This is a genomic window from Streptomyces sp. NBC_00335, assembly GCF_036127095.1.
GTDB lineage: Bacteria > Actinomycetota > Actinomycetes > Streptomycetales > Streptomycetaceae > Streptomyces.
In genome coordinates, this window is the sequence record NZ_CP108006.1 from 5,226,243 (window position 1) to 5,250,213 (window position 23,971).

A 23,971-nucleotide genomic window follows, 5' to 3' on the forward strand; every position below is an offset into this window, starting at 1 on the left:
ACACGGCACACCCGTGACCCCCCAGTGCCGAGTACCGGCCACGGACACCCCGATGCGCGTCCGGATGGCGGAATACCGCCGGATACCCTGGAGGAGTGACGTTCCCGGTAGTCGGCATGGTCGGCGGCGGACAGCTCGCCCGCATGACCCACGAGGCGGGTATCCCCCTCGGCATCAGATTCAAGATCCTCAGTGACACCCCACAGGACTCGGCGGCCCAGGTCGTGAGCGACGTCGTCATCGGCGACTATCGCGATCTGGAGACCCTGCGCGCCTTCGCGCGCGGCTGTGACGTGATCACCTTCGACCACGAGCACGTGCCCATCGCGCACCTGCGGGCCCTGGAAGCCGACGGCGTACCCGTCCGCCCGGGGCCCGACGCGTTGATGCACGCCGCGGACAAGGGGGTGATGCGCGCCAAGCTCGACGAGATCGGCGCGCCCAGCCCCCGCCACCGGATCGTGAGCGATCCGGCGGACGCGGCGGCCTTCGCCGAAGAGGTCGGCGGGTTCCCCGTCATCCTCAAGACGGTGCGCGGCGGGTACGACGGAAAGGGCGTGTGGTTCGTCCGTACGCCGGCGGACGCCGAGGCCCCGTTCAAGGCGGGCGTCCCGGTCCTGGCCGAGGAGAAGGTGGACTTCGTCCGCGAGCTCGCGGCCAACATCGTCCGCTCCCCGCACGGCCAGGCCGTGTCCTACCCGGTCGTGGAGTCCATCCAGGTGGACGGGGTGTGCGACACGGTCATCGCCCCCGCCCCGAACCTCTCGGAGGCCCTCGCCGGCGAGGCCCAGGCCCTGGCCCTGCGCATCGCCATGGAGCTCGACGTGACCGGCCACCTGGCCGTGGAGCTCTTCGAGACCACCGACGGCCGGATCCTGGTCAACGAACTGGCGATGCGCCCGCACAACAGCGGCCACTGGACCCAGGACGGTGCCATCACCTCCCAGTTCGCCAACCACGTACGGGCCGTCCTGGACCTCCCCCTCGGCGACCCGCGCCCCCGCGCCCGCTGGACGGTCATGGCCAACGTGCTCGGCGGGGACTACCCCGACATGTACGCGGCGTACCTGCACTGCATGGCCCACGACCCCCAGCTGAAGATCCACATGTACGGCAAGGACGTGAAACAGGGCCGCAAGGTCGGCCACGTCAACACCTACGGCGACGATCTTGACGATGTGCTGGAGCGCGCACGTCACGCAGCCGGCTACCTCAGAGGAACGATCACCGAATGAGCACCTCCGCAGCAGCTCCCGTCATCGGCATCGTCATGGGCTCGGACTCCGACTGGCCCGTCATGGAGGCCGCCGCCCAGGCCCTCGACGAGTTCGAGATCCCCTACGAGGTCGACGTGGTCTCCGCGCACCGGATGCCGCGCGAGATGATCGCGTACGGGGAGCGGGCCGACGGGCGCGGCCTCAAGGCGATCATCGCGGGCGCGGGCGGCGCCGCCCACCTGCCCGGCATGCTCGCCTCCGTCACCCCGCTGCCGGTCATCGGCGTACCGGTCCCGCTGAAGTACCTCGACGGCATGGACTCCCTGATGTCGATCGTGCAGATGCCGGCCGGAATCCCCGTCGCCACCGTCTCGATCGCCGGCGCCCGCAACGCCGGGCTGCTCGCCGTACGGATGCTGGCCGCGCACGACCCGGAGCTGCGCGCGCGGATGAACGACTTCCTGCAGGACCTCAACGACCAGGCGACCGAGAAGGGCAAGCGGCTGCGCAACAAGGTGGCCGGCCAGGACTCCTTCGGATTCGGCAAGTGAGCGCGGCGGGCACGGCGGGCGGGACGGGCGCCGCCCGGCACCTGGACGCCGCGCGCGAACTGCTCGCCGAGCACCCGGTCGTCGACGGCCACAACGACCTGCCCTGGGCCCTGCGCGAGACCGTGCGCTACGACCTGGACCGGCGGGACATCGGCCGCGACCAGAAGGGCCACCTGCACACCGACATCCCCCGGCTGCGCGCCGGCGGGGTCGGTGCGCAGTTCTGGTCGGTCTACGTGCGCTCCGACTACGCGGGGGACGACGCGGTCAGCGCCACCCTGGAGCAGATCGACGTCGTCGCCCAGCTGATCGACCGTTACCCGCGCGATCTGGTGCGGGCCCTGACGGCCGACGACATGGAGGCGGCGCGCGCCGAGGGCCGGATCGCCTCGCTGATGGGCGCCGAGGGCGGGCACTCCATCAACAACTCGCTCGCCACCCTGCGCGCCCTGCACCAGCTCGGCGTGCGGTACATGACGCTCACGCACAACGACACCATCGACTGGGCGGACTCCGCGACCGACGAGCCCCGGCACGGCGGTCTCAGCGATTTCGGCCGCGAGGTCGTCCGGGAGATGAACCGGATCGGCATGCTCGTCGACCTCTCGCACGTCGCCGCGACCACGATGCGCGACGCCCTCGCGGTCACGGCCGCGCCGGTGGTCTTCTCGCACTCCTCGGCGCGGGCGGTCTGCGACCACGTGCGCAACATCCCCGACGACGTGCTGGCACTGCTGCCGGCCAACGGCGGGGTCGCGATGGCCACCTTCGTGCCCAAGTTCATCCTGCCGGCGGCCGTGGAGTGGACCCTGGCCGCCGACGAGAACCTGCGCGCGCACGGCCACCACCACCTCGACACCACTCCGGCGGCGATGGCCCTGCACCGGGCCTTCGAGGAGGCGCGCCCGCGCCCGGTGGCCACGGCCGCCACGGTCGCCGACCACCTCGACCACATGCGCGAGGTGGCCGGCGTCGACCACATCGGCATCGGCGGGGACTACGACGGCACCGCCTTCACCCCGGCCGGGCTGGACGACGTGGCCGGGTACCCCAACCTGGTCGCCGAGCTGCTGGCACGCCGCTGGTCCAAGGCCGACCTGGCCAAGCTGACCTGGTCGAACGCGGTACGGACGCTGCGCGACGCCGAAGCGGTGGCGCGCGAGCAGTCGGCCTCCCGGGGCCCGTCCAACGCGGTGCTGCCGGCGCCCGCCGCCCCCTGACCGGCCCCGCCCGGCGGATCCGGCGCACGGGCTGTGACCAGCGGACACCTGCTGGTTACACCCGAACGCCACATCCGCCGGGCGCCTCCGGCGTCCCACATGTCACGGTGGCAACATCTTCCCTGCTTCTCTCCCGCTGCTTTTCGCAACGACACAGCCGCCGAGACCGGAGCGCACGCCATGGCCGACCTGCAGGACGAACCGCACACGAACTCGGTGACCCCCGTGGGCCCGGGCTCCCTAGGAGCCGAGGATCCCCCGGGCGCATTGCTCCCGGGCGCCCTGGAGCGGGCCTCCGCACTGCTCAGCGTCCATCCCGTGGCGGATGGCTGCAACACCCTGGTCTGGACCCTGCGCGAGAGTCCGTACCACGACATCGAGACCTCGGACACGGGCGTCGACACCGACATCCCGCGGCTGCGGGCCGGGGGAGTGGGCGCCCAGTTCTGGTCGCTGCTCACGCCGCGCGAGGCCGAGGCCACCGACCAGGTGGTGTCCGACACCCTCGAACAGATCGACGGGGCCCTGGCCCTGATGCGCCGTTACCCCGACAGCCTCTGCCTCGCGCTGACCGCCGACGACCTGGCGGACGCCCGCAACCGGGGCCGCATCGCCTCCTTCCTCGGACCCGTGCCCGGCCGCACCCTGACGGACTCGCTGGGCACGCTGCGCGCGTTCCACGCGCTGGGCGTACGGATCCTCGCGCCGGCCGGGGCCCCCTGGGCGACGGGGGGACTGACCGCCTTCGGCCACGAGGTGGTCAAGGAGATGAACCGGCTGGCGATGCTGCTGGACCTCACGGGCTGCCCGCCCGCGCCGGCCTGCCAGCTCGCGGCGGCCTCCAAGGCGCCGGTGATCATCTCGCACACCGGGGCGGCCGCCCTCAATCCGCACCCGGACAACGTGACCGACGAGGTGCTGCTCGCGCTGCGCGCGGCGAACGGCCTGGCGATGGTCAGCTTCGACACCGCGCTGACCGGGGACTCCCTGCACGCGGTCGCGGACCACGTGGATCACGTACGAGCCGTCGCGGGCCCCCACTGCGTGGGCCTGGGCGCCGGCTTCGGCGCCGAGCCGGGCCTGGCCCGGCCCGCGGGCCTGGCGGATCCCTCGGGCTATCCGCGGCTGATCGCGGAACTGCTGGAGCGGGGCTGGCCGGAGACCGATCTGGCACTGCTGACCTGGGGGAACGCCCAGCGGGTGGTGCGCGACGCGGAGTTCACCGCCCGCGCGGCGCAGCACCGTAGGGCGTCCTGAGCGGGAGTCAGACGCGCGCCGGCACCTCGGAGCCGGCCTTGGGCGCCGGGGCCACGACGGTCTCGGCGCCGTTCGCGTTCACGGCTCCGGTCCCGGTCCCGGGGACGGGGCTCACGCTCGCCCGCCACAGGCGCAGGCAGGACCAGACGGCGGCCCAGCCCAGCAGGCCGTTGCGGAGCACCAGGAGGAACGTGCCCAAGCCGGTGCCCGGGAGGATCTCCGAGCCGTAGGTCAGCGGGTAGATCACGGTGCTGAGCGCGGTGGAGGCCACGATCAGCCAGGCCACCGGGCGCTGCGTGGTGTGCTTGCAGGTCAGGCAGACGGCCGCGAGGCCGACCAGCCAGATCAGGTACTGCGGGCTGAGCACGCGGCTGGTGATGGTGAAGACGAGGATGGCGCACAGTGCGGCGTCCAGCGGGGTCGCGGTCGTCCAGCGCCGGGCCTTGACCCGCCACAGCAGCAGCCAGCCGAACCCGACGACCGTGAGGCCGACGGAGAGCAGGGCGACGCTGGAGACGTACGGGCCGAGGTACTCGTAGGCGCCGTAGCGGACCTCGACCTTCCCGGACCAGGCGCCGACGAGCTTGCCGAGCATCAGGGCCGAGCCGCCGAGGGACTCGACCTGGATGCCGCGGTTGCCCTGGTTGCCCAGGAAGCCGAGGGTGTCGCGGAAGAACAGCGCGAGCACGGCGAGCAGGACGGCCCCGGCCGCCACGGCCGAGACCACGGCGTCGCGGGTGGTGCGGCCGCGCGGGGTGCCGATCAGCGTGAGCAGCGGCCAGACCTTGACCAGGGCGCCGACTCCGGCGAGGACCCCGCCGAGCTTGCGGCGGAAGCGCAGGCACAGCAGCGAGCCGACGGCGAGCAGGGTGACCTGGAGGTCGTAGCGGCCGAAGGGCAGCGACAGCAGCAGCGGCAGCGTGGTCAGCCACAGCACGGCGCCGGCCAGGCTGCCGTCGGCGCGGCGGGCGGCGCGGACCAGGCCGACGGCGATCAGCGCGTCGCAGATCACGGTCAGGGCGACGAAGGCCTGGAAGTAGCTGAGGAAGGGGAGCAGGTCGGGCGACAGGAAGATGGCCGCCGCGGCCGGCGGGTACTGCCACATGACGTCGTCGTGCGGCATGGTCCCCGTGACGAGGACGTCGTACCAGTTGTTGTAGGTCTGGGTGATCTCCACGCGCACCGAGGAGGTGCCGTGCAGGTTCACCACCAGGAGGACCACCATCAGGGTCCGGGTGGCCAGCCAGAAGCCCGCCATGGCCAGGCGGCCGGAGCGCCCCCGGAGTGCGGAATCGATGGTCCTGCTCGTACTGGTCATCGGCCGTGAGTCTAGCGATCCACGGTGTGTGGCCCCGGCTGCTCTCGCCAACGATCCGGTGACGAGATGTGAAACCGTGTATTCCGCAACGAAATCGATCAAGGGTCGCCGGGGCGGGCGCGGTGGCCGGGCGTGCTGGTCGGATGCGGTGGTCGGGCGCGGGCGTGCGGGCGCGGCCGTCAGGCGCGCGGGCGGCCCATCGCGCGGTAGGTCCAGCCGGCCGCGCGCCACAGCTCGGGGTCGAGGGCGTTGCGGCCGTCGAGGACGAGCCGGTCGGTGACGACCTCGCCGAGGGCGGCGGGGTCCAGGTCGCGGAACTCCCGCCACTCGGTGAGGTGCAGGACGACCTCGGCGCCGCGGGCGGCGTCCAGGGCGGTGTCGGCGTACCCGAGGGTGGGGAAGACGCGGCGGGCGTTGTCCATGCCCTTGGGGTCGTAGACCGTGACCTGGCCGCCCTGGAGGTGGATCTGGCCGGCCACGTTCAGCGCGGGGGAGTCGCGGACGTCGTCGGAGTCCGGCTTGAAGGTGGCGCCGAGGACGGCGACGCGCTTGCCGAGGAAGGAGCCGCCGACGGCGTCGCGGGCCAGCTCGACCATGTGGCCGCGGCGGCGCATGTTGATGGAGTCGACCTCGCGCAGGAAGGTCAGGGCCTGGTCGGCGCCGAGCTCGCCGGCCCGCGCCATGAACGCGCGGATGTCCTTGGGCAGGCAGCCCCCGCCGAAACCGATGCCGGCGCGCAGGAACTTCTTCCCGATGCGCTCGTCGTGGCCGATGGCCTCGGCCAGCTTCGCCACGTCACCGCCGGCGGCCTCGCAGACCTCGGCCATCGCGTTGATGAAGGAGATCTTCGTGGCGAGGAAGGAGTTGGCGGCGGTCTTGACGAGTTCAGCGGTGGGGAAGTCGGTGACGACCAGCGGGGTGCCCTCGCCCATGGGGGTCGCGTAGACCTCCCGCAGGACCTTCTCGGCGCGTTCGCCGTCGACCCCGATGACGATCCGGTCCGGGTGCAGGGTGTCCTGGACGGCGAAGCCCTCGCGCAGGAACTCCGGGTTCCAGGCGAGCTCGATCTCCTCGCCGGCCGGGGCGAGCGCGGTCAGCTTCGCGGCGAGGCGCTCGGCGGAGCCGACGGGCACGGTGGACTTGCCGACGACCAGGGCGGGCCGGGTCAGGTGCGGGGCGAGCGATTCCATGGCGGAGTCGACGTAACTCATGTCGCAGGCGTACTCGCCGTGCTTCTGCGGGGTGTTCACGCAGACGAAGTGGACGTCGCCGAAGGCGCCGACCTCCTCCCAGGAGGTGGTGAAGCGCAGCCGGCCCGTGGAGCCCGGCAGTCCGGCCACGTGCGCGGCCAGCAGTTCCTCCAGTCCGGGCTCGTACATGGGCACGCGCCCGGCGGCGAGCATGGCGATCTTTTCCGGCACCACGTCCAGTCCGAGCACCTCGAACCCCAGCTCGGCCATTGCCGCGGCGTGCGTGGCGCCGAGGTATCCGGTGCCGATCACAGTGATCTTGAGGGGGGCCATGAGTGCTCCTGGAGGTGCTGGGCCGTTCGCGGCAACCGAGCATAGTCGGGCCGGTGGCCGGGGATGCATTCCGGCGTCCGTCACCCGTCCGTCACCCGTCCTCCGCCCGGCGCTCACCCGTCCGCGGGCCGGCAGCCGGCCCGTTTCCGCCCGCCCGGAGCCGCGCCCGGGCCCCGCTGTCATGCAACTCACGTGCGACGCCCGTGTCGCGGTCGGCGGACGGACACTAAGCTTGGGCTACTTAACGGTAGTTAACACCACGCACCACCTGGGGAGTGAGAGATCTTGGCGGGTTCTGCCGACTTCGACCTGTACCGCCCGGCCGAGGAGCACGACATGCTCCGCGAGTCCGTCCGCGCGCTCGCCGAGGCGAAGATCATGCCCTTCGCCGCCGCGGTCGACGAGGAGTCCCGCTTTCCGCAGGAGGCCCTGGACGCCCTCGTCGCCAGCGACCTGCACGCCGTCCACGTGCCCGAGACCTACGGCGGCGCGGGCGCCGACGCCCTCGCCACCGTGATCGTGATCGAGGAGGTGGCCCGCGTCTGCGCGTCCTCCTCCCTCATCCCGGCGGTCAACAAGCTCGGCTCGCTCCCGGTGATCCTCTCCGGATCCGAGGAGCTCAAGGCCAAGTACCTCGGCCCGCTGGCCAAGGGCGACGCGATGTTCTCGTACGCCCTCTCCGAGCCCGACGCGGGCTCGGACGCCGCGGGCATGAAGACCCGCGCCGTGCGCGACGGGGACTTCTGGGTGCTCAACGGAGTCAAGCGCTGGATCACCAACGCCGGCGTCTCCGAGTACTACACGGTCATGGCCGTCACCGACCCGGAGAAGCGCTCCAAGGGCATCAGCGCCTTCGTCGTCGAGAAGTCCGACGAGGGCGTCTCCTTCGGCGCCCCGGAGAAGAAGCTCGGCATCAAGGGCTCCCCGACGCGCGAGGTCTACCTCGACAACGTCCGGATCCCCGCCGACCGCATGATCGGCGCCGAGGGCACCGGATTCGCCACCGCGATGAAGACCCTCGACCACACCCGCATCACCATCGCCGCCCAGGCACTGGGCATCGCCCAGGGCGCCCTGGACTACGCCAAGGGCTACGTCCAGGAGCGCAAGCAGTTCGGCAAGCCGATCGGCGACTTCCAGGGCGTGCAGTTCATGCTCGCGGACATGGCCATGAAGATCGAGGCCGCCCGCCAGCTGACCTACTCGGCCGCGGCCCGCTCGGAGCGCGTCTCCGGCGGCGGCCCGCACGAGGACCTCACGTTCTTCGGCGCCGCGGCCAAGTGCTTCGCCTCCGACGTGGCCATGGAGGTCACCACGGACGCGGTCCAGCTCCTCGGCGGTTACGGCTACACCCGTGACTACCCGGTGGAGCGCATGATGCGCGACGCGAAGATCACGCAGATTTATGAAGGCACGAATCAGGTTCAGCGGATCGTGATGGCAAGGAACCTGCCGTAAGGGCCTGACCCCGCCGGACGCGAGGTCCCCCGATCCCTGGTCGGGGGACCTCGCGTGGTCCGGCCGGCGGCGCACCCCCTAGGCTGTGCGCCGGTCGGCCCCGGGCACGGGGTTGCGGGGGCGGGGTCGCAGGGGGCGGGGAACAGGATGTCCGTAGAACGTCACATGGCAGGGATGCTCCAGCAGATCGCCCGCCAGCAGGACGTCGTCGAGATCGCCCCGCAGGGCACCGCGCAGAAGGCGGCCGCCCTGGCGCACGTGGCGGAGCAGTACGGCTACACGTACGGCTCGGCGTACAGGACCGGCTTCAAGAACTCGCTCGTCCAGGTCCGCATGTACCGGGACCCGCGGCCCGAGGCGCGCGTCCGCGAGGCGGCCACCATCACCGCCCATCCGCGGGCGGGCAACGGCGGGACGGTGCCGGGGCTGGCGCAGGGGTCGCTGAAGCCGCTACCCGAGGTGGCCGACTCCGTGGCCGTGCTCAAGGACCTCGTCACCTTCGACGTCATGGCCATGTACGTCGGAGACCGGCGCCAGAAGGTGGTGTGCTACCTCCTCTGCGCGGTCCTGCCCTTCCTCATGCTCCTCGACGACAAGTCGCCGTTCGAGGCGTTCCTCTCCGGCGGGCTGGTTGCGCTGCTCGCCACCGTGGCGTTCCAGGTGGGTGTGATCCGCCGCGCGAAGATCGCACGGCGGCTGACGGCCGCCGGGTTCCACGAGGTGCGCGACGAACGGGGCGCCCGGCGATTCCTGCGCCCGGGGCAGCAGTTGCCCGGCCACGCCAACCCGTTCACCGCCTGAGGCCCTGGCCTGCGGCGAAGACGACCGCACACATCGGACACCAGCCCCCTGGGGATCCCCCGGATGGGCTAAATTTGGACCTTCGTACGCCGGAACCGGTTGGGGAGAACGCAAATGACGGAAGCGATCCTGCTGGTCGGCGGACAGGGGACGCGGCTGCGCCCCGTCACGGTGAACACGCCGAAGCCGATGGTCCACACGGCAGGTGTTCCCTTCCTCGCCCACCAGATAGCCCGCGCCGCCGCCGCCGGCGTCACGCACATCGTGATGGCCACCTGCTACCTCGCCGAGGTCTTCGAGCCCTACTTCGGGGACGGATCCGACTTCGGCGTCCACCTGGAGTACGTGGTCGAGGACGAGCCGCTGGGCACCGGCGGCGCCATCCGCAACGCGGCGCGGCTGCTCACCGGCGGCCCGGACTCCTCGGTGCTGGTCTTCAACGGGGACATCCTCACCGGCCTGGACATCGCCGGGCTCGTCGAATCGCACAAGGCGGCCGACGCCGACGTCTCCCTGCACCTGGTCCGGGTCGACGACCCGCGCGCCTTCGGCCTGGTCCCCACCGACGCCCACGGGCGGGTGCTGGCCTTCACCGAGAAGCCGCAGACGCCCGAGGAGATCATCACCGACCAGATCAACGCCGGCTGCTACGTCTTCCGGCGCAGCGTGATCGACACCATCCCGGCCGGCCGGTCCGTCTCCGTGGAGCGCGAGACCTTCCCCGGTCTGCTCGCCTCCGGGGCCACCTTGCACGGGGTCACCGAGAACACGTACTGGATGGACCTCGGCAAGCCGGAGGCGATCATCCAGGCCTCCGCCGACCTGGTCCGCGGCGTCGTCCCCTCCCCGGCCGTCCCCGGACGCCGCGGCGAGTCCCTCGTCCTGCCCGGAGCCCACGTGGCGGCCGGGGCCAAGCTGTCGGGGGGCACCGTCGTGGGCGCCGGAGCCCGCATCGAGGCGGGTGCGGTCGTCCAGGGCTCCATCGTGCTGGCGGACGCGGTCGTCGGCCCCGACGCGCAGGTGTCCGCCAGCCTGATCGGCGCCGGCGCCTCGGTGGGCGCGCGGACCGTACTGGACGCCGCCGTCATCGGTGACGCAGCCGAAGTGGGGGCCGACAACGAGCTCCGCGCCGGCGCCCGGGTCTGGTGCGGGGCGCGGCTGCCCGACGCGGCGATCCGGTTCTCCTCCGACGCCTGAGCCGGACGGGCGCCCCGCCCAGGGGCGCCCGGCCTCGTGATCAGTTCCCGCGGACGGTGACCTTCTCGTCCTTCTGGATCTGCTGCACCAGCTGCTGCACCTTCGCCTTGTCCCAGACGAGGTTGCCGCCGCGCTGACCGGAGATCGGCATGTTCATGGACACGCCGTCACCGCCGCTGATGCCCTTCATCGCGAAGAACATCGACCCCATGTCGTACAGCCCCATGTCCTTGTCCACGATCAGCGTGTCCAGACCCGCGCCCAGCACCGGGTACAGCGCGAACGGGTTCAGGATCGTCGTCGGGGTCGCCGCCTGGCTCGCCAGCGCCGACAGGAACTTCTGCTGGTTCTTGGTCCGCTGGAGGTCCGACTCGGCGAAGGCGTAGCGGGTCCGTACGTAGGCCAGCGACTGCTCGCCGTTCAGCGTCTGGGTGCCCGCCTTGAAGTCGGCCCCGGACTTCTCGTCCTTGAACCCCTTCTCGATGTTCAGCTCCACCCCGCCCAGCGCGTCCACGATGTTCGCGAAGCCGGCGAAGCCGATCTCCGCGTAGTGGTCGATGCGCAGGCCGGTGTTGAACTCCACCGTCCGCACCAGCAGCTCCGGGCCGTCCTGGGCGTACGCGGCGTTCAGCTTGGTCCGCTTGCCCTTGCCCTCCCACTTCTTGCCCGACTCAGAGCCGACGAAGGACGGGATCTCCACGTCGGAGTCGCGCGGCAGGGAGATCATCGTGTTCCCGCTGGAGCACTTGGCGAGGATCATCATCGAGTCGGTGCGCTTGCCCTCGGCCGAGCCGGTGTGGAGCTTCTTCTTGTCCTCGGCGGACATGCCCTCACGGCTGTCGGAGCCCACGATCAGGTAGGTCGTGCAGTCGCCCTCCTTCGGGCGCTCGATGACCTTGGAGAGGTCGACCTCGCGGCGCACGTTGGAGTCGGCCCAGAAGTACGTGCCGATGCCCGTCACGAGCAGGCCCGAGACCAGCACGATCGAGCCGATCTTGATCCGCCGCCGCCAGTCCGGGGCCGGTCCCGCAGGCCCGGCCGGGCCGCCGGGGCCACCCGCTCCGTGCCCGCGCGGCCCGCCGGGCGGCTGGCCGCCGCCGTAGACCTGGCCGGTGTTGTAGCCGCTGTCGTAGCTGCCGTCGCTGTACGAGCCGTCCTGCTGCGGAGGCACGTAAGGGGCGCCGGCCGGCGGCTGGACCGGGCGGCGCGGGGGCTGCTGGGGCTGCACCGGCTGCTGCCGGGACGCCTGGGGGCCGGGGCCGGGCCGCTGGACGTGCCTCATCCGCCGTGCGCCTTCCGGCTCCGCCTGGCCGCTGCCGCGGCCGTACCCGTCATCGCGGCGGCCACGCTGGTCCTGCTCACCGCTCCACCCGTCCCAGTCACTCATGTGCCCAAGAATGCCTGGCAGGGAGGGTCGCCGAACACCCCCGGCGGCTGTTCGTACCGGTGCTGTTGCAGAGTCGATGCCCGCGGGCCGCACTTAAGCTGTCCCCATGACAGAGATACCGGGCGAGCTTGCGGGGAAGCCGATCTCGGCTTCCCGCACCACCCTGAGCCACATCATGACCGCCAACGACACCAACCTCCTGGGGACGGTGCACGGCGGAGTGATCATGAAGCTGGTGGACGACGCGGCGGGAGCCGTGGCCGGCCGCCACTCCGGGGGCCCGGCCGTCACCGCCTCCATGGACGAGATGGCCTTCCTGGCCCCCGTCCGGGTCGGCGACCTCGTCCACGTCAAGGCCCAGTGCAACTGGACCGGCCGCTCCTCCATGGAGATCGGCGTACGCGTCCTCGCGGAGCGGTGGAACGAGTCCACCCCCGCCACCCAGGTCGGCAGCGCCTACCTCGTCTTCACCGCGGTCGACGCCGACGGCAAGCCCCGCGAGGTCCCGCAGGTGATCCGGGAGACCGAGCGGGACGAGCGGCGCTACCAGGAAGCCCAGATCCGCCGCACCCACCGGCTCGCCCGCCGCCAGGCCATCCGCGACCTGCGGGAAGAGCGGTCCGCGCAGGGGCTGGACGCCGACGTCTAGTGCGCCCGCACCCGCGCCCGTACCCGTACCGGTACCCGGGCCCGTATCCCCACAGGTACACGTGTCAGGGTGAGCAAGTCCGCCCGGACCTGCCACCCCGCGCCCCCTGGAAGGCACCATGAAACGCCGCTCGGCCATACTCGCCGGCCTTGCCGGCCTCGCGGGCCTCACAGGCCTCGCCGCGACGGTCCCGACGATGCTGACGGCGGCCTCCCCGAAGGACCGCGCCGCCGGCGAAGCATCCCCGCAAGCCTCCCCGCAGCCCTCCGGCACGGAGCCGCCGCCGCAGATCCGCGTCATGCCCCTCGGCGACTCGACGGTCGCCGGCTCGGGAAGCGCCCAGCGCGTCGGCTACCGGCTGCCGCTGCAGCTCCTGATCTCCGGCCGGTCCGGGTACACCGTCGACTTCGTGGGCTCCCAGGAGCGCGGCCCCATGGCCGACAACCAGCACGAGGGCCACCCCGGCTACACCATCGACCGGATCCGTGCCGGGGTGGACCGGTGGATCAAGACCTACAGGCCGGACGTGGTCCTGCTCTCGGTCGGTCTCAACGACCTGAACCTGGGCGACGACCCGGAACTCGCGGCGGATCAGGCCGCGGACCTGGTGGACCGGATCTTCGCCCTGCGCCCCGGGATCACCGTCATCATGCAGGGCGTGGTCCCCACGACCCCCGGGTCCAGGCGCCAGGGCCTCACCGCGCAGATCGGCACGTACAACCAGCGGCTCAAGCGGATGGAGGGGGAGCAGCAGGCGGCGGGCAGGCACTTCAGGTTCGTCAAGGCCCCCTGGCTGATGCCCCTGGAGCGGGCCGACGCCTCCCGGCCGGCCGAGCTCAACGACGGCCTGCACCCGAACGACAGCGGGTACGCGAAGGTGGCGGACGCCTTCTTCGGGGCCCTGGAGCAGGCCCACGCGGACGGCTGGTTCGGCTGAGGGCCTGCGGGCGTCCCGCCTCCGGGCCGCGCGCCCGCCCACCGGTCCGTCCGCGGCCCGGCGGTCCGTACCGGCTCCGGTGGCCCGTAGCGGCTCCGGTGGCCCCTAGCGGCTCCGGTCAGGAGCCGCCGCAGACCACCTGGTCACCGGTGACCACACCGAACTCGCCCTGGTACGGATCCTCCGCGCGCACCGCCACCACCTTGCGGTAGTCGGCGCCCGCGATCACCACGACGGTCCGCCCCTGCCCCCGCACGGCCCGCATCTCACTGCCGGGCAGCGCGGTGGACACCGTACGGGCCGACCGGTCCCAGCGCGGGTCGTACGTGATCACCGTGCGCTTGACGTCCCGGCTCGCGCCGTTGCCCGGAGCCCGGGTGGTGTCGAAGCCGGTGGCGCGCAGCGCCGAGTCCACCCGGGTGCCCAGCCCGTCGATCCGGGTGCCGTTCTCCACCTGGACCCGGACCTGCCCCGGGGGCACGTCCACCGGCACCGCGGGCTGCCGCCGCACCGGCTTGCCGGCGGCGGGGGCCGCGGGCGGGGCCATCGGCCGGTCCTCGCGCAGCGCCTGGAAGAGCTTCGCGGCCTTCCCCTCGTCCCATTTCACGGTGGAGCCGATGCCCTTGACCGGGAAGGAGGGGTTGCCGACGGGCACGGAGGCGAACTCCGAGGAGGACGGGGTGAAATCGCGCATCGCCTGCCCGAGCGCCAGCATCTGCTCCGAGCCGAAGCCCTTGTCGGCCCGGACCGAGCTCAGCAGGGTGGAGCTGACCTGCTTGAACTTCACGGGGTTGAGCAGCACCCCGCCCCCGGTGGCCTGCTTGATCAGGGCGGCGATGAACCGCTGCTGACGCTGCATCCGGCCCAGGTCCGAGGCCCCGTCGACATGGCGCGAGCGCACGTACTGCAGGGCCTGGCCGCCGCTGAGCCGGTGGGTGCCGGGGAGCAGGTCGAGGCCCGTGTTGGGGTCGTGCATGGTCTTGGCGGTGCAGATCTCCACGCCGCCCATGGCGTCGACCGTCTTCATGAAGCTGGTGAAGTCGACCTCCAGGTAGTGGTCGATCTTCACGCGGGTCATGTTCTCGACGGTGCGCACGGTCAGCTGGGGCCCGCCCTCGGCGTAGGCGGCGTTGAGCTTCACGGGGTGGGCCCCGTGCGGTTTGCCGCTGGAGCCGTCCACGTGCTCGGGCAGCTCCACGAAGCTGTCGCGGGGGAGGCTGACCACACTGGCCCGTGCCCGGTCCGCCGAGAGGTGGACCAGCATGACGGTGTCGGTGCAGTGGCAGGGCGCGCCGCCCAGGCGGTACTCGCGCTTCTCCTCGGCGGTGATCTTGTCGCGGCCGTCGGTGCCGACGAGCAGGAAGTTCACCCCGTGCCCGGCCTGCGGGCGGTTCTTCATGTCCTTGAAGGGGTCCACGCGCTGGATCCCGGTGTCCAGCCCGGTCATCACGGCGTGCCCGAGGGCTCCCGAGCCCAGGACGAGCACCGACAGCCCCGCCGCGAGCCGGACCCCCCAGCGGGGTCTGTCCGCCGGCCGCTTCCCGCCCGCCCGGGGCCCGGCCGGACCGCCTGGCCGCGGCGCGCGCTGCGACGGCCGGGCGGACCGGGCGGGCAGGGCGGGTCGGGTGGGACGGTGCGGCTGGGGCACGGGGGACACCTCGCACGTTCGGCAGATTCGTCAGAACAGTAGGTCCATACGATCAGCCGCTGTCCGTACTGCTCATCCGGCGCGCACCGGGTTCCCCCGTACGCGGTAACGTGACACCGATACCCGACCTTGAAGGACCACATGCCCGCCCAGCAGCCCGCAGTCTCGGTGATCATGCCGGTACTCGACGAGGAGCGCCATCTGCGCGACTCGGTCCACCACATCCTCGGACAGGAGTACGGGGGTGAAATGGAAGTGGTGATCGCCCTCGGTCCGTCCAAGGACCGGACCGACGAGATCGCCGCCGAGCTGGTTCGGGAAACCGCGTCCAACGAACGCGCCCGGGTCCAGACCGTCCCGAACCCCACCGGCCGCACCCCCGCCGCCCTCAACGCGGCCATCCAGGCCTCGCGCCACCCGATCGTCGTCCGCGTGGACGGCCACGGCATGCTCTCCCCGAACTACATCGCCACCGCGGTCCGCCTCCTGGAGGAGACCGGCGCGCAGAACGTCGGCGGCATCATGCACGCCGAGGGCGAGAACGCCTGGGAGGACGCCGTCGCCGCCGCGATGACCTCGCGCATCGGCGTCGGCAACGCCGCCTTCCACACCGGTGGCAAGGCCGGCCCCGCCGACACCGTCTACCTCGGCGTGTTCCGGCGGGAGGCCCTGGAGGCCGCCGGCGGGTACAACGTGGAGTTCATCCGCGCCCAGGACTGGGAGCTGAACTTCCGCATCCGCGAGGCCGGCGGGCTGATCTGGTTCTCGCCGGAGCTGAAGGTCCAGTACCGGCCGCGGCCCTCCGTACGGGCACTCGCCAAGCAGTACAAGGACTACGGGCGCTGGCGCCACGTGGTGGCCCGCTACCACTCGGGCTCCATCAACCTGCGCTACCTCGCCCCGCCGGCCGCCGTCTGCGCGATCGCCGCAGGGCTGGTCGTCGGAGCGGCCGTCACCCCGTGGGCCTTCGTCATCCCGGCGGGCTACCTCGCGGCGATCACCGCCGGCTCCGTACCGGCCGGCAAGGGGCTGTCGCTGAAGGCGCGGCTGCGGATCCCCGTCGCCCTGGCGACCATGCACATGTGCTGGGGCTACGGCTTCCTGACCAGCCCGCGCTCGCTCGCCGCCAAGGTCATCGCGAGCCGCCGCCCGTCGGTGAGCCGGGACGCCGCCGAGCTCTGAGCCCCGTACAACACGAAAGGGGTGACCCGGTCCGACGAGGACCGGGTCACCCCTTTCGGCGTTCGGGGGTGTCGGCCCCTCAGCTCACCACTGGTACGGCTTGTAGATGTCCATGCAGCTGGTGTCCGTTCCATTGAGCACGTCCGCGGACTCGGGGACGTCTCCGGCCTGGGGCGGCGCCTGCTGCGGGTAGACGTTGCCCTCGCGCCAGTCCGCGCCCACCAGGACCGTGATCTTGGTTGCCGCGGCCGACTTCTGCACGGAGGTGACGGGGATCCCGAGGGCCGTGGCCACGGCCTGCGCGTCGCCGGCCTGGGCGTCCGTGGCGTAGCGGACGACCGTCGCCTTCTCCGGGGTCAGCGCACCGTCCGGCTTGGCCAGCGCGAACCCCTTGGAGACCAGCTGGCCGGCGATGGCCGTGGCCCGCTTGGACACCGCCTGTGCCCCGCTGCCCGTTCCGTTGACCACCTTTACGGCGAGCTTCGCGGGGTTGGAGGACGGCGGCGCGGAGGACGGCTGCGGGGTCGGCTCGGTGGAGGGAACGGGCGATCCGCTCCCGGTCGGCGCCGGTTCGCCGTTCTTGTCCATGGCGACGTCCGTGCGCAGCAGGTCCCACACCTTCGGGGCGTCCGTGGGGTTGAGGATCAGCCGGTCCTTGTCGCTCGGCGCCTGGAGCACCGGGATCGTGGTCGACGTGATGCGGTTGACCGGCACGTCCTTGAGCAGCAGGGCGAGGTCGAGGAGCTTCTTGACCGTCCCGATCTCCTCCGACACCTGCAGTGCCTTCGTCGCCGCCTCCGCCAGGCCGGTGAGGCGGGGGAGGTCGGTGAAGGCGTTCTGGCTCTTGAGGCCGCGCATCATCGAGTTCATGTACATGTGCTGCGCCTTGGCGCGGCCCATGTCGCTGTAGAAGGAGTGCCGGGTGCGCAGCCACTGGAGCGCCTGCTCGCCCTGGACCCTGGTGGTGCCCGCCTTCAGCTTGAGGCCGGAACCGCCCGTCCCCGAACCGGGCTTCGACTGGTCGAAGACGTTCTGGTTGACGCAGACGTCGACGCCGCCGATCGCGTCGGCCATGCTCACGACACCGACGAAGTCGATCATCATCCAGTGGTCGATGTAGACGTTGGTCATCTTCTCCCAGGTGGCCAGGGTGCAGCCGGGCCCCCCGTTCGCGAGACTCTCGTTGATCATCGTCCTGGTGGCTTTGTACTTCGTGCCCGTCTTGGGATCGGTGCACTCCGGGATGTCCACGATGGTGTCGCGCGGCACGGAGGTGACCGAGGCGTTCTTCCGGTCGGCGGATATGTGGATCAGCATCTGCACGTCGGCCCGCGCGGGGTCGCCGATCTTGTCCCAGCCCCCGCCGAGCTTCGCGTTCTCCTCGTCCCGGACGTCCGAGCCGAGCATCAGGATGTTGATCGGACGCCGGCCCGCGGCGTCGGCCTCGGACTTGGCGACCCCGCTGTCACCGCTCATGCGCTGGCCGCTGCGGATGTTGCCGTTGAGGTGGCGGTAGTAGAGGTAACCGGCCGCCGCCGTCCCGAGTATGAGCAGCGCCACGATGGAGGCCGCCCAGCGCAGTGCGCGGCGCCGTCCCCGCCGGGCCGGGCGCTTGCCGCCGCCCGCGCCCCCGCCGCCGCGGCGGCCGGAGCCCGACCTCGGCGCCGGTACGGCACTGGTGGCCGTCGGACGGGTGCCGGCGGCGGATATGCCGTCGCCGGCCCGGCCCGGCGCCCCCTCCCCATGCACGCTGCTGTGCCTCACGCGTCCCCCATCACGATCATTCTGTGTCGGTATTGTGCCGGTCCGATGTGTTCCGGCACGTCATTTCGTGACCGCGGAGGGCCGGTCGGCCCGCCTGTCGGTCACTTGGCGCAGACGGCCTTGTCCGCCTCGACCCGCTGGACGCCTTCCGGCGCCTGCTGCGGCGCCGTCATGGAGACCCCCGCCCCCTTGAAGTCCGCGCCGAGCGTCAACTTCATCGGCGTCTTGGGCGCGGCGTCGGCCGTGCCCACCTTCAGTGCCGTCGCCGGCAGCCCCATCATGTCCGCCAACGCCCTGGCCTGATCGGCCTGGTTGGGCGCGTACTCCAGCTGCGTGGCATCCACCTTGGCGGGTGCGTTGCCCAGGTTGCTGGACTTGAGCACCCCCTTGGTGTTCTGCAGCCAGTTGAGCGTGCCGGACGCGGATCCGGCCGGGCCGCCGCCGTTGAGGACGTCCACCCGGACGTCCTTGGCCGCCGCGCGGGGGCCCTGCATCAGGGCGTCCAGCTGGGCCTTCGCGTCCGATGCCGCGGCGTCCTTCGCGGCCTGTTCCTTCTTCTCGACCTCGGTGAGGGAGACGTCCCCGCGGATCATCTGCAACAGCGGTTCGGCCTGCGTCTGGTTGACCACCACGGTGGCCTTCACCTTTTCCGCCGGATTGTCGAGCACCGGAAGCGTGGTGAAGGTGATGTTCTTGAGGTCGATGTTCTTCAACTCGCCCGCAAGATCAGTGAGTTTTCCGATCGACCCTATGCCCGAATCCACGCTCAGCGACTTCGTGGCGGCTTCCGCGAGGGAGAGGAACTTCTTCGGACTCGTCAGCGTTTCCTTGGACTTCATCTCGCGCATCATCGAACCGAGGAACTGCTGCTGGGTCTTGATGCGGTCCAGGTCGCTCTCGTTGCCGAAGGCGTGCCGGGTCCGTACGAAGGCCAGTGCCTGCTCGCCCTGCAGCCGGTGCTCGCCCGCCGTCAGCTTGAGCTTGGAGTCCTTGTCGTTGACGTCCTTGGCCACGCAGACCGGCACCCCGCCGACCGCCGTGCTCAGGTTCTTCACCGCGTTGAAGTCGGCCATCATGAAGTGGTCGATCTGGATCCCGGTGAGCTCCTTGACCGTGCGCATCGTGCAGCCCGGGTCGCGGCCCGCCTGCCCGAGGCTGGTGTTGAAGCGGGCCCCGCGCTCGGCGGGGATGTCCTTCGTCGAGCCGTCCGGCTGCTTCGTGGGGCAGACCGGCACGTTGGTGATCAGGTCGCGGGGGATGGACAGCGCCGTGGCGTTGGAGCGGTCCTTCGAGACGTGGAAGAGGATCGTCGTATCGGCGTGGCCGACGCTGCCGGCGTCCCCGTACCCCTCGTTGCCCGCACCGCTGCGCTTGTCCGTGCCGATGACCAGGATGTTGATCGGCTGGTCCTTCCTGAACCCGCCGCTCGTGCCCGCGTCGCCGACGTCGGTGACCACGATGTTGCCGTTCAGGTGCTCGTAATAGAGGTACCCCGCCACCGAGGCGCCGATCAGCAGCACCGCCAGGGTGCCGCCCGTGATGGTCAGGGCCCGTTTGCGGCCCCCACCGCCGACTTTGCGCGAACGCCCGCCGCGGCGGCCGCCGGGAGGGGGAGCGCCACCGCGGCGCGGTCCGGGGACCGCGGGGGACGGGGCGGCGGGGGAGCGGGGAGGAACGGGGGCCCTGCGGGGCGCCGCGCGGGGGACGGACCGCTGCGAGGGTGCTTGCGCAGCGGAATCTTCCAGTCGCAGCTCGTAGTTGCCGGTGCGGGGGTTGAGTACCCACTGGTCTGCGGGGTCGATCTCGTCGGCCCGTCCACGGCTTTGCGCATCCACGGTTTGCTCGAATCCTCCGTCGGTGCTTCGCGACGCGCCTCCCCCGGGCGCACGGTCAACGATCCGGCTGCTGGCACACGGCCTCTGTGCTGGCCGGGCGCCGGATCGCTCACCTTATCCGGACAGGTTCGCCGCAAACCATGCTGGTGATGAATTCCACGCACTTACAACGGGGCAATCGCCTCAACAAGCTCGGCCCGGACACCGGCTTTTGGGATTGCTTTACCGGCAGTCGGCCACGCCGGCCGTGGTACCGGTGAACGTGGGGACGGGGGTGGAGGGCTCCGCGGTTCCCGGGCGGCCCGTTTCGGCGCGCGCCTCGTCGTCGGCCGCCGCCTCCTCCCGCTCCGCGTCCGGCCGGGAGACCGGAGCGGGCGCGGCCTTGGCCTTGGCCGCGGGCGGGGCGATGGTGAGCGGCTGGTCCGCCCGCAGCCGCTGGAAGAGCTGGGTGGCGTCCGGCTGGCGCAGTTCGTCCCGGTTCGCGTCGGCGAAGTACGGCCTGCGCGGCACCGTGAGGAACTTGATCTGGTCGGTCGGGATGTCGCGTACGCCCCGGACCAGTTCGTACAGCCCCCGCAGCGAGGCCAGCCCCGGGTCGGTGGTCACCGAGGAGGTCGCCGCGTCCAGCAGCGGGTACAGCCGCGCCGGATTGAGCAGCACCCCGTTGCTCTGCACCTTCTTGACGAGCGACCCGAGGAACGCCTGCTGGCGCTCCATCCGCTCGGTGTCGCTGCCGTTGCCCAGGCTGTGGCGGGCCCGTACGAAGCCCAGCGCCTGCTCGCCCTGCAGGGTCTGGCGGCCCGCCGGCAGCTTCAGCTTGGCCTCGGTGTCGTCCACCGGCCGCTTCAGGCAGACCTCCACCCCGCCGATGGCGTCCACCATCTTCTTGAAGCCGTTGAAGTCCAGCACCATGTGGTGATCCACCCGGATCCCGGTCATGGCCTCGACCGTACGGATCGTGCAGGCGGTCCCGCCCCACTCGAAGGCCCAGTTGAACTGGGCGAACTGCTCCCTGGTGCGGTTGCCGTCAGGCTTCAGGCACGCGGGTATCTCCGTCATCAGGTCCCGCGGTATCGACACCATCGTCGCGCTCTTCCGGTCCGCCGGCAGGTGCAGCAGGATCGTGGTGTCCGAGCGCTGCGTGCCCTCGTCCTGCCCGTACGGGGCGTTGCCCGCGCCGCTGCGCGAGTCCGAGCCGATCAGCAGGATGTTCTGGGCGCCGCCCGCCAGGTGGGCCGGGCGCTCCTTGTCGTAGCGCCGCAGCTCGGCGGCGGCGGAGGTGTCCTCGGAGATGTTCCCGTCGAGCTTGGAGTAGATCCACCAGCCCGTGCCCGCCCCGACGACGACCAGCAGGCCGGTCCCGAGCCCGATCCAGCGCAGCAGCCGGCGCCGCCTGCGGCCGTTCGGAGGCTTCTCGCCCCCGGCCGCATCGGTGCCGCCCGGTATGCCCGCGCTGTCCCTCACTCGCGTTCCGTCCCCTCACCCGAACCGGTACGGGCCGTACGGGTGAGTACGGCCTGTGCCGATCCTGCCCCCGGGGGCTGGATGCGGCCCGGGGGCGCGGCCCTGTATAGGGCCATGTGGGTGACAAATCGGTCAGATCCGGCGTTGGGCGGTGTGGGTGACGGCGGGGCCGCGCCGGATCAGGCCGTGTGGGTGACCCGCTCGCTCTCGATCCGCTGGGCCAGCGCGCCGTCCGCCAGCCCCTCGGCATTGCGGCACAGCACCACGGAGCCGCCCGTGGCCAGCGCCGCGTAGAGCCCGGCCGAGAGACCCTCCCAGCTGTCGTAGCCCTGGCGGGACAGCACCCGAGCCCCCTCGCCGAAGCCGAGCTTCACCGCGTCCTCGCGGGCCCGCTCGCAGATCCCCGCGTACGAGAGCTCCTCGCCGCCGACCACCAGCCCCGGGCCGTCCGCGTCCACCGGCTGGAAGGGCGCGAAGCGGTCGCCCTGCCCCGGCACCTCCACGGCGTAGTCGGCGAACCCGGCCGGCGGCTGCGGGAAGCGTCCGCCCAGCGGCCGCAGCGCGAGCGCCACCCGCTCGCCCGAGCACGCGGCGGCCTCCTCCAGGGTGTCCGGCCCGCTCACCACCAGATCGGCGCCGGCCGGATCCCCGCCGACCTCGGCGACGACCCCGACGGAGGCGCAGGCGAGCAGCCACACGGCGCTCTGCCAGTGCGCGGGGAGCAGCAGGGCGAGCCGGTCGCCGGGCTCGGCGCCCAGGTCGCCCTGGAGCAGATTGGCGGTCTTGGCCACCCAATTGGCGAAGGTGGCGACGGACAATTCGACGCGCTCGCCCGTGGCGTCGTCGTAGAAGGTGACGAGCGGGCGGCCGGGATCGGCGGCGAGCGCGGATCGCAGCAGGTCGGCAGGGGTGCGGTCAGTGGCGTTCACGGACCAGAGCCTACGCGGGGCGGCCCGCCCCCCTCCTCCGTACGGCCGCAGCACGATCCCCCGTACGGAGGAGGGGTATCACCGCCGGGGCCGGACGGTACGTCAGTTCTCGGATGGCGCGGGCCCGCGGCAGTCCCCAGCATCCTTTCCATGCGTGCATTCCTTGCTTCCTCCATCGGCGTCGCGACGGCTGCCGCACTGGCCCTGCCGCTCGCGCTCTCCTCCACGGCCCTCGCCCACCCGGCGGCGACGCAGCCATCGGCCCGGGCGGACTCGGCAGCCCCCGCGGCCCCAGCCGGATCCACCCAGTCCCTGCCGCTCGTCCCCGTGGGACCCGCGGCGGACCGAACCCCCGGCGTCCCCGGCATGAGCACCTCGCCCCGGCTGCCCGAGACGCGCGGCCTGTCGGCGCGCGAGGTCAAGACCTTCTCCCTGGTCGGCGTCGTCTGGGACGACGCGAGCACCCACCTCGACGGCCGCGTCCAGGTCCGCACCCGCTCGGTGGCCACCTCGGACTGGTCCGAATGGCAGGACGTCGACACCCACAACAGCGAACACGCCGCCGACCCCGACACGGTCGAACGCGGCTCCGGCCGGGTCCGCGGCAGCACCGCCCCCCTGTGGGTCGGACAGTCCGACGGCATCGAGGTCCGCGTCCAGGCGGAACCGGGCGGCCGCGTGGTGAGCAGCGGGCTCCCGACGGGCATGCGCATCGAACTGGTGGACCCGGGAGACACGACCCGCCCCCAGTCGGACGCGAAGAACGGCAACGCGGGAGAAGCCTCGCCCGTCGTCGACGACGACGACAAGGGGGAGCTGGCCCTCCTCCCCGGCATGACCATGGAGATGGCGGAGTCCTCCTCCGCCAACGTGCCGATGGCCCCCCTGGGAGCCCAGGAGATCCCCGCCCTCAACAAGGCCGACTCCACCGCCGACGCGGTCCTCGTCGACGAGGCGCTCGCGGCCGCCCCGTACATCGGCCCGCGCCCGAAGATCGTCACCCGGCTGGGATGGGGCGCGGACGAGAGCCTGCGCGAGAAGGGCTTCGTCTACACGAACACGGTCAAGGCCGCCTTCGTCCACCACACGGCCTCGGGCAACAACTACGCCTGCAAGGACGCCCCGGCCGTCCTGCGCAGCCTGTACCGCTACCACGTGGTCAGCAGCGGCTGGCGCGACATCGGCTACAACTTCGCCGTCGACAAGTGCGGCACCGTCTACGAGGGCCGGGCGGGCGGAGTCGCCAAGGCGGTGCTCGGCGCGCACACCATGGGCTTCAACACGGACAGCATGGGCGTGGCGGTCATCGGCACCTTCGCCTCCACGGCGCCCCCCAAGGCGGCGGTCGACGCGGTGGCCCGCCTCACGGCCTGGAAGCTGGGCCTCTTCGGAGCGGACCCCCGCGCGAAGACCACCCTCCGCTCGGGCGGCGGCAACCTCTACGCCAAGGGCAGCAACGTCCGCCTGAACGTCATCTCGGGCCACCGCGACGGCTTCGCCACGGAATGCCCCGGCCGCCACCTCTACACCCAACTCCCCCCCACCCGAACCGCCTCGGCCAAACTCCAGGGCCGCCCCTGATCCCTTCTCAACACGCCGCGCACCTTTCTGACGCGTCCCTCGCACGGTCCGGC

19 protein-coding genes are annotated in these 23,971 nt (G+C 71.7%); 11 read left to right on the forward strand and 8 right to left on the reverse strand.

From position 1 onward, the window contains the following. The first annotated feature begins 95 nt into the window (after nucleotides 1–95). The 4 genes from OHA37_RS23570 to OHA37_RS23585 all read left to right on the forward strand — a co-directional run bounded on the left by OHA37_RS23570 (nucleotide 96) and on the right by OHA37_RS23585 (nucleotide 4,245). Nucleotides 96–1,235: a 5-(carboxyamino)imidazole ribonucleotide synthase gene (locus OHA37_RS23570; RefSeq protein WP_323182361.1), complete on the forward strand. Its 1,140-nt coding sequence runs from the start codon at nucleotides 96–98 to the stop codon at nucleotides 1,233–1,235. After that, a complete protein-coding gene (gene purE / locus OHA37_RS23575; RefSeq protein ID WP_266908224.1) occupies nucleotides 1,232–1,768 on the forward strand; it encodes a 5-(carboxyamino)imidazole ribonucleotide mutase in 537 nt (178 codons plus the stop codon). The genes OHA37_RS23570 and purE overlap by 4 nt, the downstream gene beginning before the upstream one ends. Beyond that, nucleotides 1,765–2,988 carry a dipeptidase gene (locus tag OHA37_RS23580; protein WP_266908226.1) on the forward strand — a complete coding sequence of 408 codons (1,224 nt, stop codon included), beginning with the start codon at nucleotides 1,765–1,767 and terminating at the stop codon, nucleotides 2,986–2,988. Before purE ends, OHA37_RS23580 begins: the two co-directional genes overlap by 4 nt. Before the next feature lie 180 nt (nucleotides 2,989–3,168). Next, nucleotides 3,169–4,245 (forward strand): membrane dipeptidase, encoded by a 1,077-nt coding sequence (locus OHA37_RS23585; protein WP_266908228.1) that lies wholly within the window; start codon nucleotides 3,169–3,171, stop codon nucleotides 4,243–4,245. Between the two features lie 7 nt (nucleotides 4,246–4,252). Here the strand turns inward: OHA37_RS23585 and OHA37_RS23590 are convergent, their stop codons facing one another. Continuing rightward, a complete protein-coding gene (locus OHA37_RS23590; protein WP_266908230.1) occupies nucleotides 4,253–5,563 on the reverse strand; it encodes a glycosyltransferase family 87 protein in 1,311 nt (436 codons plus the stop codon). A gap of 179 nt (nucleotides 5,564–5,742) precedes the next feature. After that, a complete protein-coding gene (locus OHA37_RS23595) occupies nucleotides 5,743–7,086 on the reverse strand; it encodes a UDP-glucose dehydrogenase family protein (protein WP_266908232.1) in 1,344 nt (447 codons plus the stop codon). A gap of 285 nt (nucleotides 7,087–7,371) precedes the next feature. On the opposite strand from OHA37_RS23595, the gene OHA37_RS23600 reads away from it, so the two are divergent. From OHA37_RS23600 to OHA37_RS23610, 3 genes are all read left to right on the forward strand, one after another. Continuing rightward, on the forward strand, nucleotides 7,372–8,544 hold the full coding sequence (locus OHA37_RS23600; protein WP_266878075.1) for an acyl-CoA dehydrogenase family protein: 1,173 nt from the start codon (nucleotides 7,372–7,374) through the stop codon (nucleotides 8,542–8,544). Nucleotides 8,545–8,691: 147 nt separating this feature from the next. Further along, a complete protein-coding gene (locus OHA37_RS23605; RefSeq protein ID WP_266908235.1) occupies nucleotides 8,692–9,345 on the forward strand; it encodes a hypothetical protein in 654 nt (217 codons plus the stop codon). Between the two features lie 114 nt (nucleotides 9,346–9,459). After that, on the forward strand, nucleotides 9,460–10,542 hold the full coding sequence (locus OHA37_RS23610) for a nucleotidyltransferase family protein (RefSeq protein WP_266908237.1): 1,083 nt from the start codon (nucleotides 9,460–9,462) through the stop codon (nucleotides 10,540–10,542). A 40-nt stretch (nucleotides 10,543–10,582) separates the two neighbouring features. Here OHA37_RS23610 and OHA37_RS23615 read toward each other — a convergent pair whose 3' ends face one another. Further along, nucleotides 10,583–11,929, reverse strand: a complete 1,347-nt coding sequence (locus OHA37_RS23615; RefSeq protein WP_266908239.1) for an LCP family protein — start codon at nucleotides 11,927–11,929, stop codon at nucleotides 10,583–10,585. A 106-nt stretch (nucleotides 11,930–12,035) separates the two neighbouring features. Here OHA37_RS23615 and OHA37_RS23620 point away from each other — a divergent pair, with 106 nt between their 5' ends. Continuing rightward, nucleotides 12,036–12,578 (forward strand): acyl-CoA thioesterase, encoded by a 543-nt coding sequence (locus OHA37_RS23620; protein ID WP_266908241.1) that lies wholly within the window; start codon nucleotides 12,036–12,038, stop codon nucleotides 12,576–12,578. A gap of 118 nt (nucleotides 12,579–12,696) precedes the next feature. After that, entirely contained in the window at nucleotides 12,697–13,515 is an 819-nt protein-coding gene (locus OHA37_RS23625; RefSeq protein WP_266908243.1) for an SGNH/GDSL hydrolase family protein, read from the forward strand. Nucleotides 13,516–13,633: 118 nt separating this feature from the next. On the opposite strand, the gene OHA37_RS23630 is transcribed toward OHA37_RS23625, so the two are convergent. Then, nucleotides 13,634–15,130, reverse strand: coding sequence for an LCP family protein (locus OHA37_RS23630; protein WP_443046320.1), 1,497 nt, complete (start codon nucleotides 15,128–15,130; stop codon nucleotides 13,634–13,636). 174 nt (nucleotides 15,131–15,304) lie between these two features. On the opposite strand from OHA37_RS23630, the gene OHA37_RS23635 reads away from it, so the two are divergent. Further along, nucleotides 15,305–16,345: a glycosyltransferase family 2 protein gene (locus OHA37_RS23635; RefSeq protein ID WP_266908247.1), complete on the forward strand. Its 1,041-nt coding sequence runs from the start codon at nucleotides 15,305–15,307 to the stop codon at nucleotides 16,343–16,345. A gap of 84 nt (nucleotides 16,346–16,429) precedes the next feature. Here OHA37_RS23635 and OHA37_RS23640 read toward each other — a convergent pair whose 3' ends face one another. The 4 genes from OHA37_RS23640 to OHA37_RS23655 form a co-directional block, all read right to left on the reverse strand. After that, nucleotides 16,430–18,109 (reverse strand): LCP family protein, encoded by a 1,680-nt coding sequence (locus OHA37_RS23640; RefSeq protein WP_266908249.1) that lies wholly within the window; start codon nucleotides 18,107–18,109, stop codon nucleotides 16,430–16,432. A 101-nt stretch (nucleotides 18,110–18,210) separates the two neighbouring features. Continuing rightward, nucleotides 18,211–19,944 carry an LCP family protein gene (locus OHA37_RS23645; RefSeq protein ID WP_266908251.1) on the reverse strand — a complete coding sequence of 578 codons (1,734 nt, stop codon included), beginning with the start codon at nucleotides 19,942–19,944 and terminating at the stop codon, nucleotides 18,211–18,213. 222 nt (nucleotides 19,945–20,166) lie between these two features. Next, on the reverse strand, nucleotides 20,167–21,408 hold the full coding sequence (locus OHA37_RS23650; protein WP_266908253.1) for an LCP family protein: 1,242 nt from the start codon (nucleotides 21,406–21,408) through the stop codon (nucleotides 20,167–20,169). A gap of 179 nt (nucleotides 21,409–21,587) precedes the next feature. Next, entirely contained in the window at nucleotides 21,588–22,337 is a 750-nt protein-coding gene (locus OHA37_RS23655) for a TIGR03089 family protein (protein WP_266908255.1), read from the reverse strand. Nucleotides 22,338–22,487: 150 nt separating this feature from the next. On the opposite strand from OHA37_RS23655, the gene OHA37_RS23660 reads away from it, so the two are divergent. Then, entirely contained in the window at nucleotides 22,488–23,918 is a 1,431-nt protein-coding gene (locus OHA37_RS23660) for a peptidoglycan recognition protein family protein (protein WP_266908257.1), read from the forward strand. Nucleotides 23,919–23,971 lie beyond the last annotated feature (53 nt).

Coding starts and splice junctions, on each gene's coding strand:
- OHA37_RS23620 (WP_266908241.1), top strand. CDS start 12,036: ATGACAGAGATACCGGGCGAGCTTGCGGGGAAGCCGATCTCGGCTTCC.
- purE (WP_266908224.1), top strand. CDS start 1,232: ATGAGCACCTCCGCAGCAGCTCCCGTCATCGGCATCGTCATGGGCTCG.
- OHA37_RS23605 (WP_266908235.1), top strand. CDS start 8,692: ATGTCCGTAGAACGTCACATGGCAGGGATGCTCCAGCAGATCGCCCGC.
- OHA37_RS23590 (WP_266908230.1), bottom strand. CDS start 5,563: ATGACCAGTACGAGCAGGACCATCGATTCCGCACTCCGGGGGCGCTCC.
- OHA37_RS23660 (WP_266908257.1), top strand. CDS start 22,488: ATGCGTGCATTCCTTGCTTCCTCCATCGGCGTCGCGACGGCTGCCGCA.
- OHA37_RS23610 (WP_266908237.1), top strand. CDS start 9,460: ATGACGGAAGCGATCCTGCTGGTCGGCGGACAGGGGACGCGGCTGCGC.
- OHA37_RS23615 (WP_266908239.1), bottom strand. CDS start 11,929: ATGAGTGACTGGGACGGGTGGAGCGGTGAGCAGGACCAGCGTGGCCGC.
- OHA37_RS23585 (WP_266908228.1), top strand. CDS start 3,169: ATGGCCGACCTGCAGGACGAACCGCACACGAACTCGGTGACCCCCGTG.
- OHA37_RS23625 (WP_266908243.1), top strand. CDS start 12,697: ATGAAACGCCGCTCGGCCATACTCGCCGGCCTTGCCGGCCTCGCGGGC.
- OHA37_RS23595 (WP_266908232.1), bottom strand. CDS start 7,086: ATGGCCCCCCTCAAGATCACTGTGATCGGCACCGGATACCTCGGCGCC.
- OHA37_RS23635 (WP_266908247.1), top strand. CDS start 15,305: ATGCCCGCCCAGCAGCCCGCAGTCTCGGTGATCATGCCGGTACTCGAC.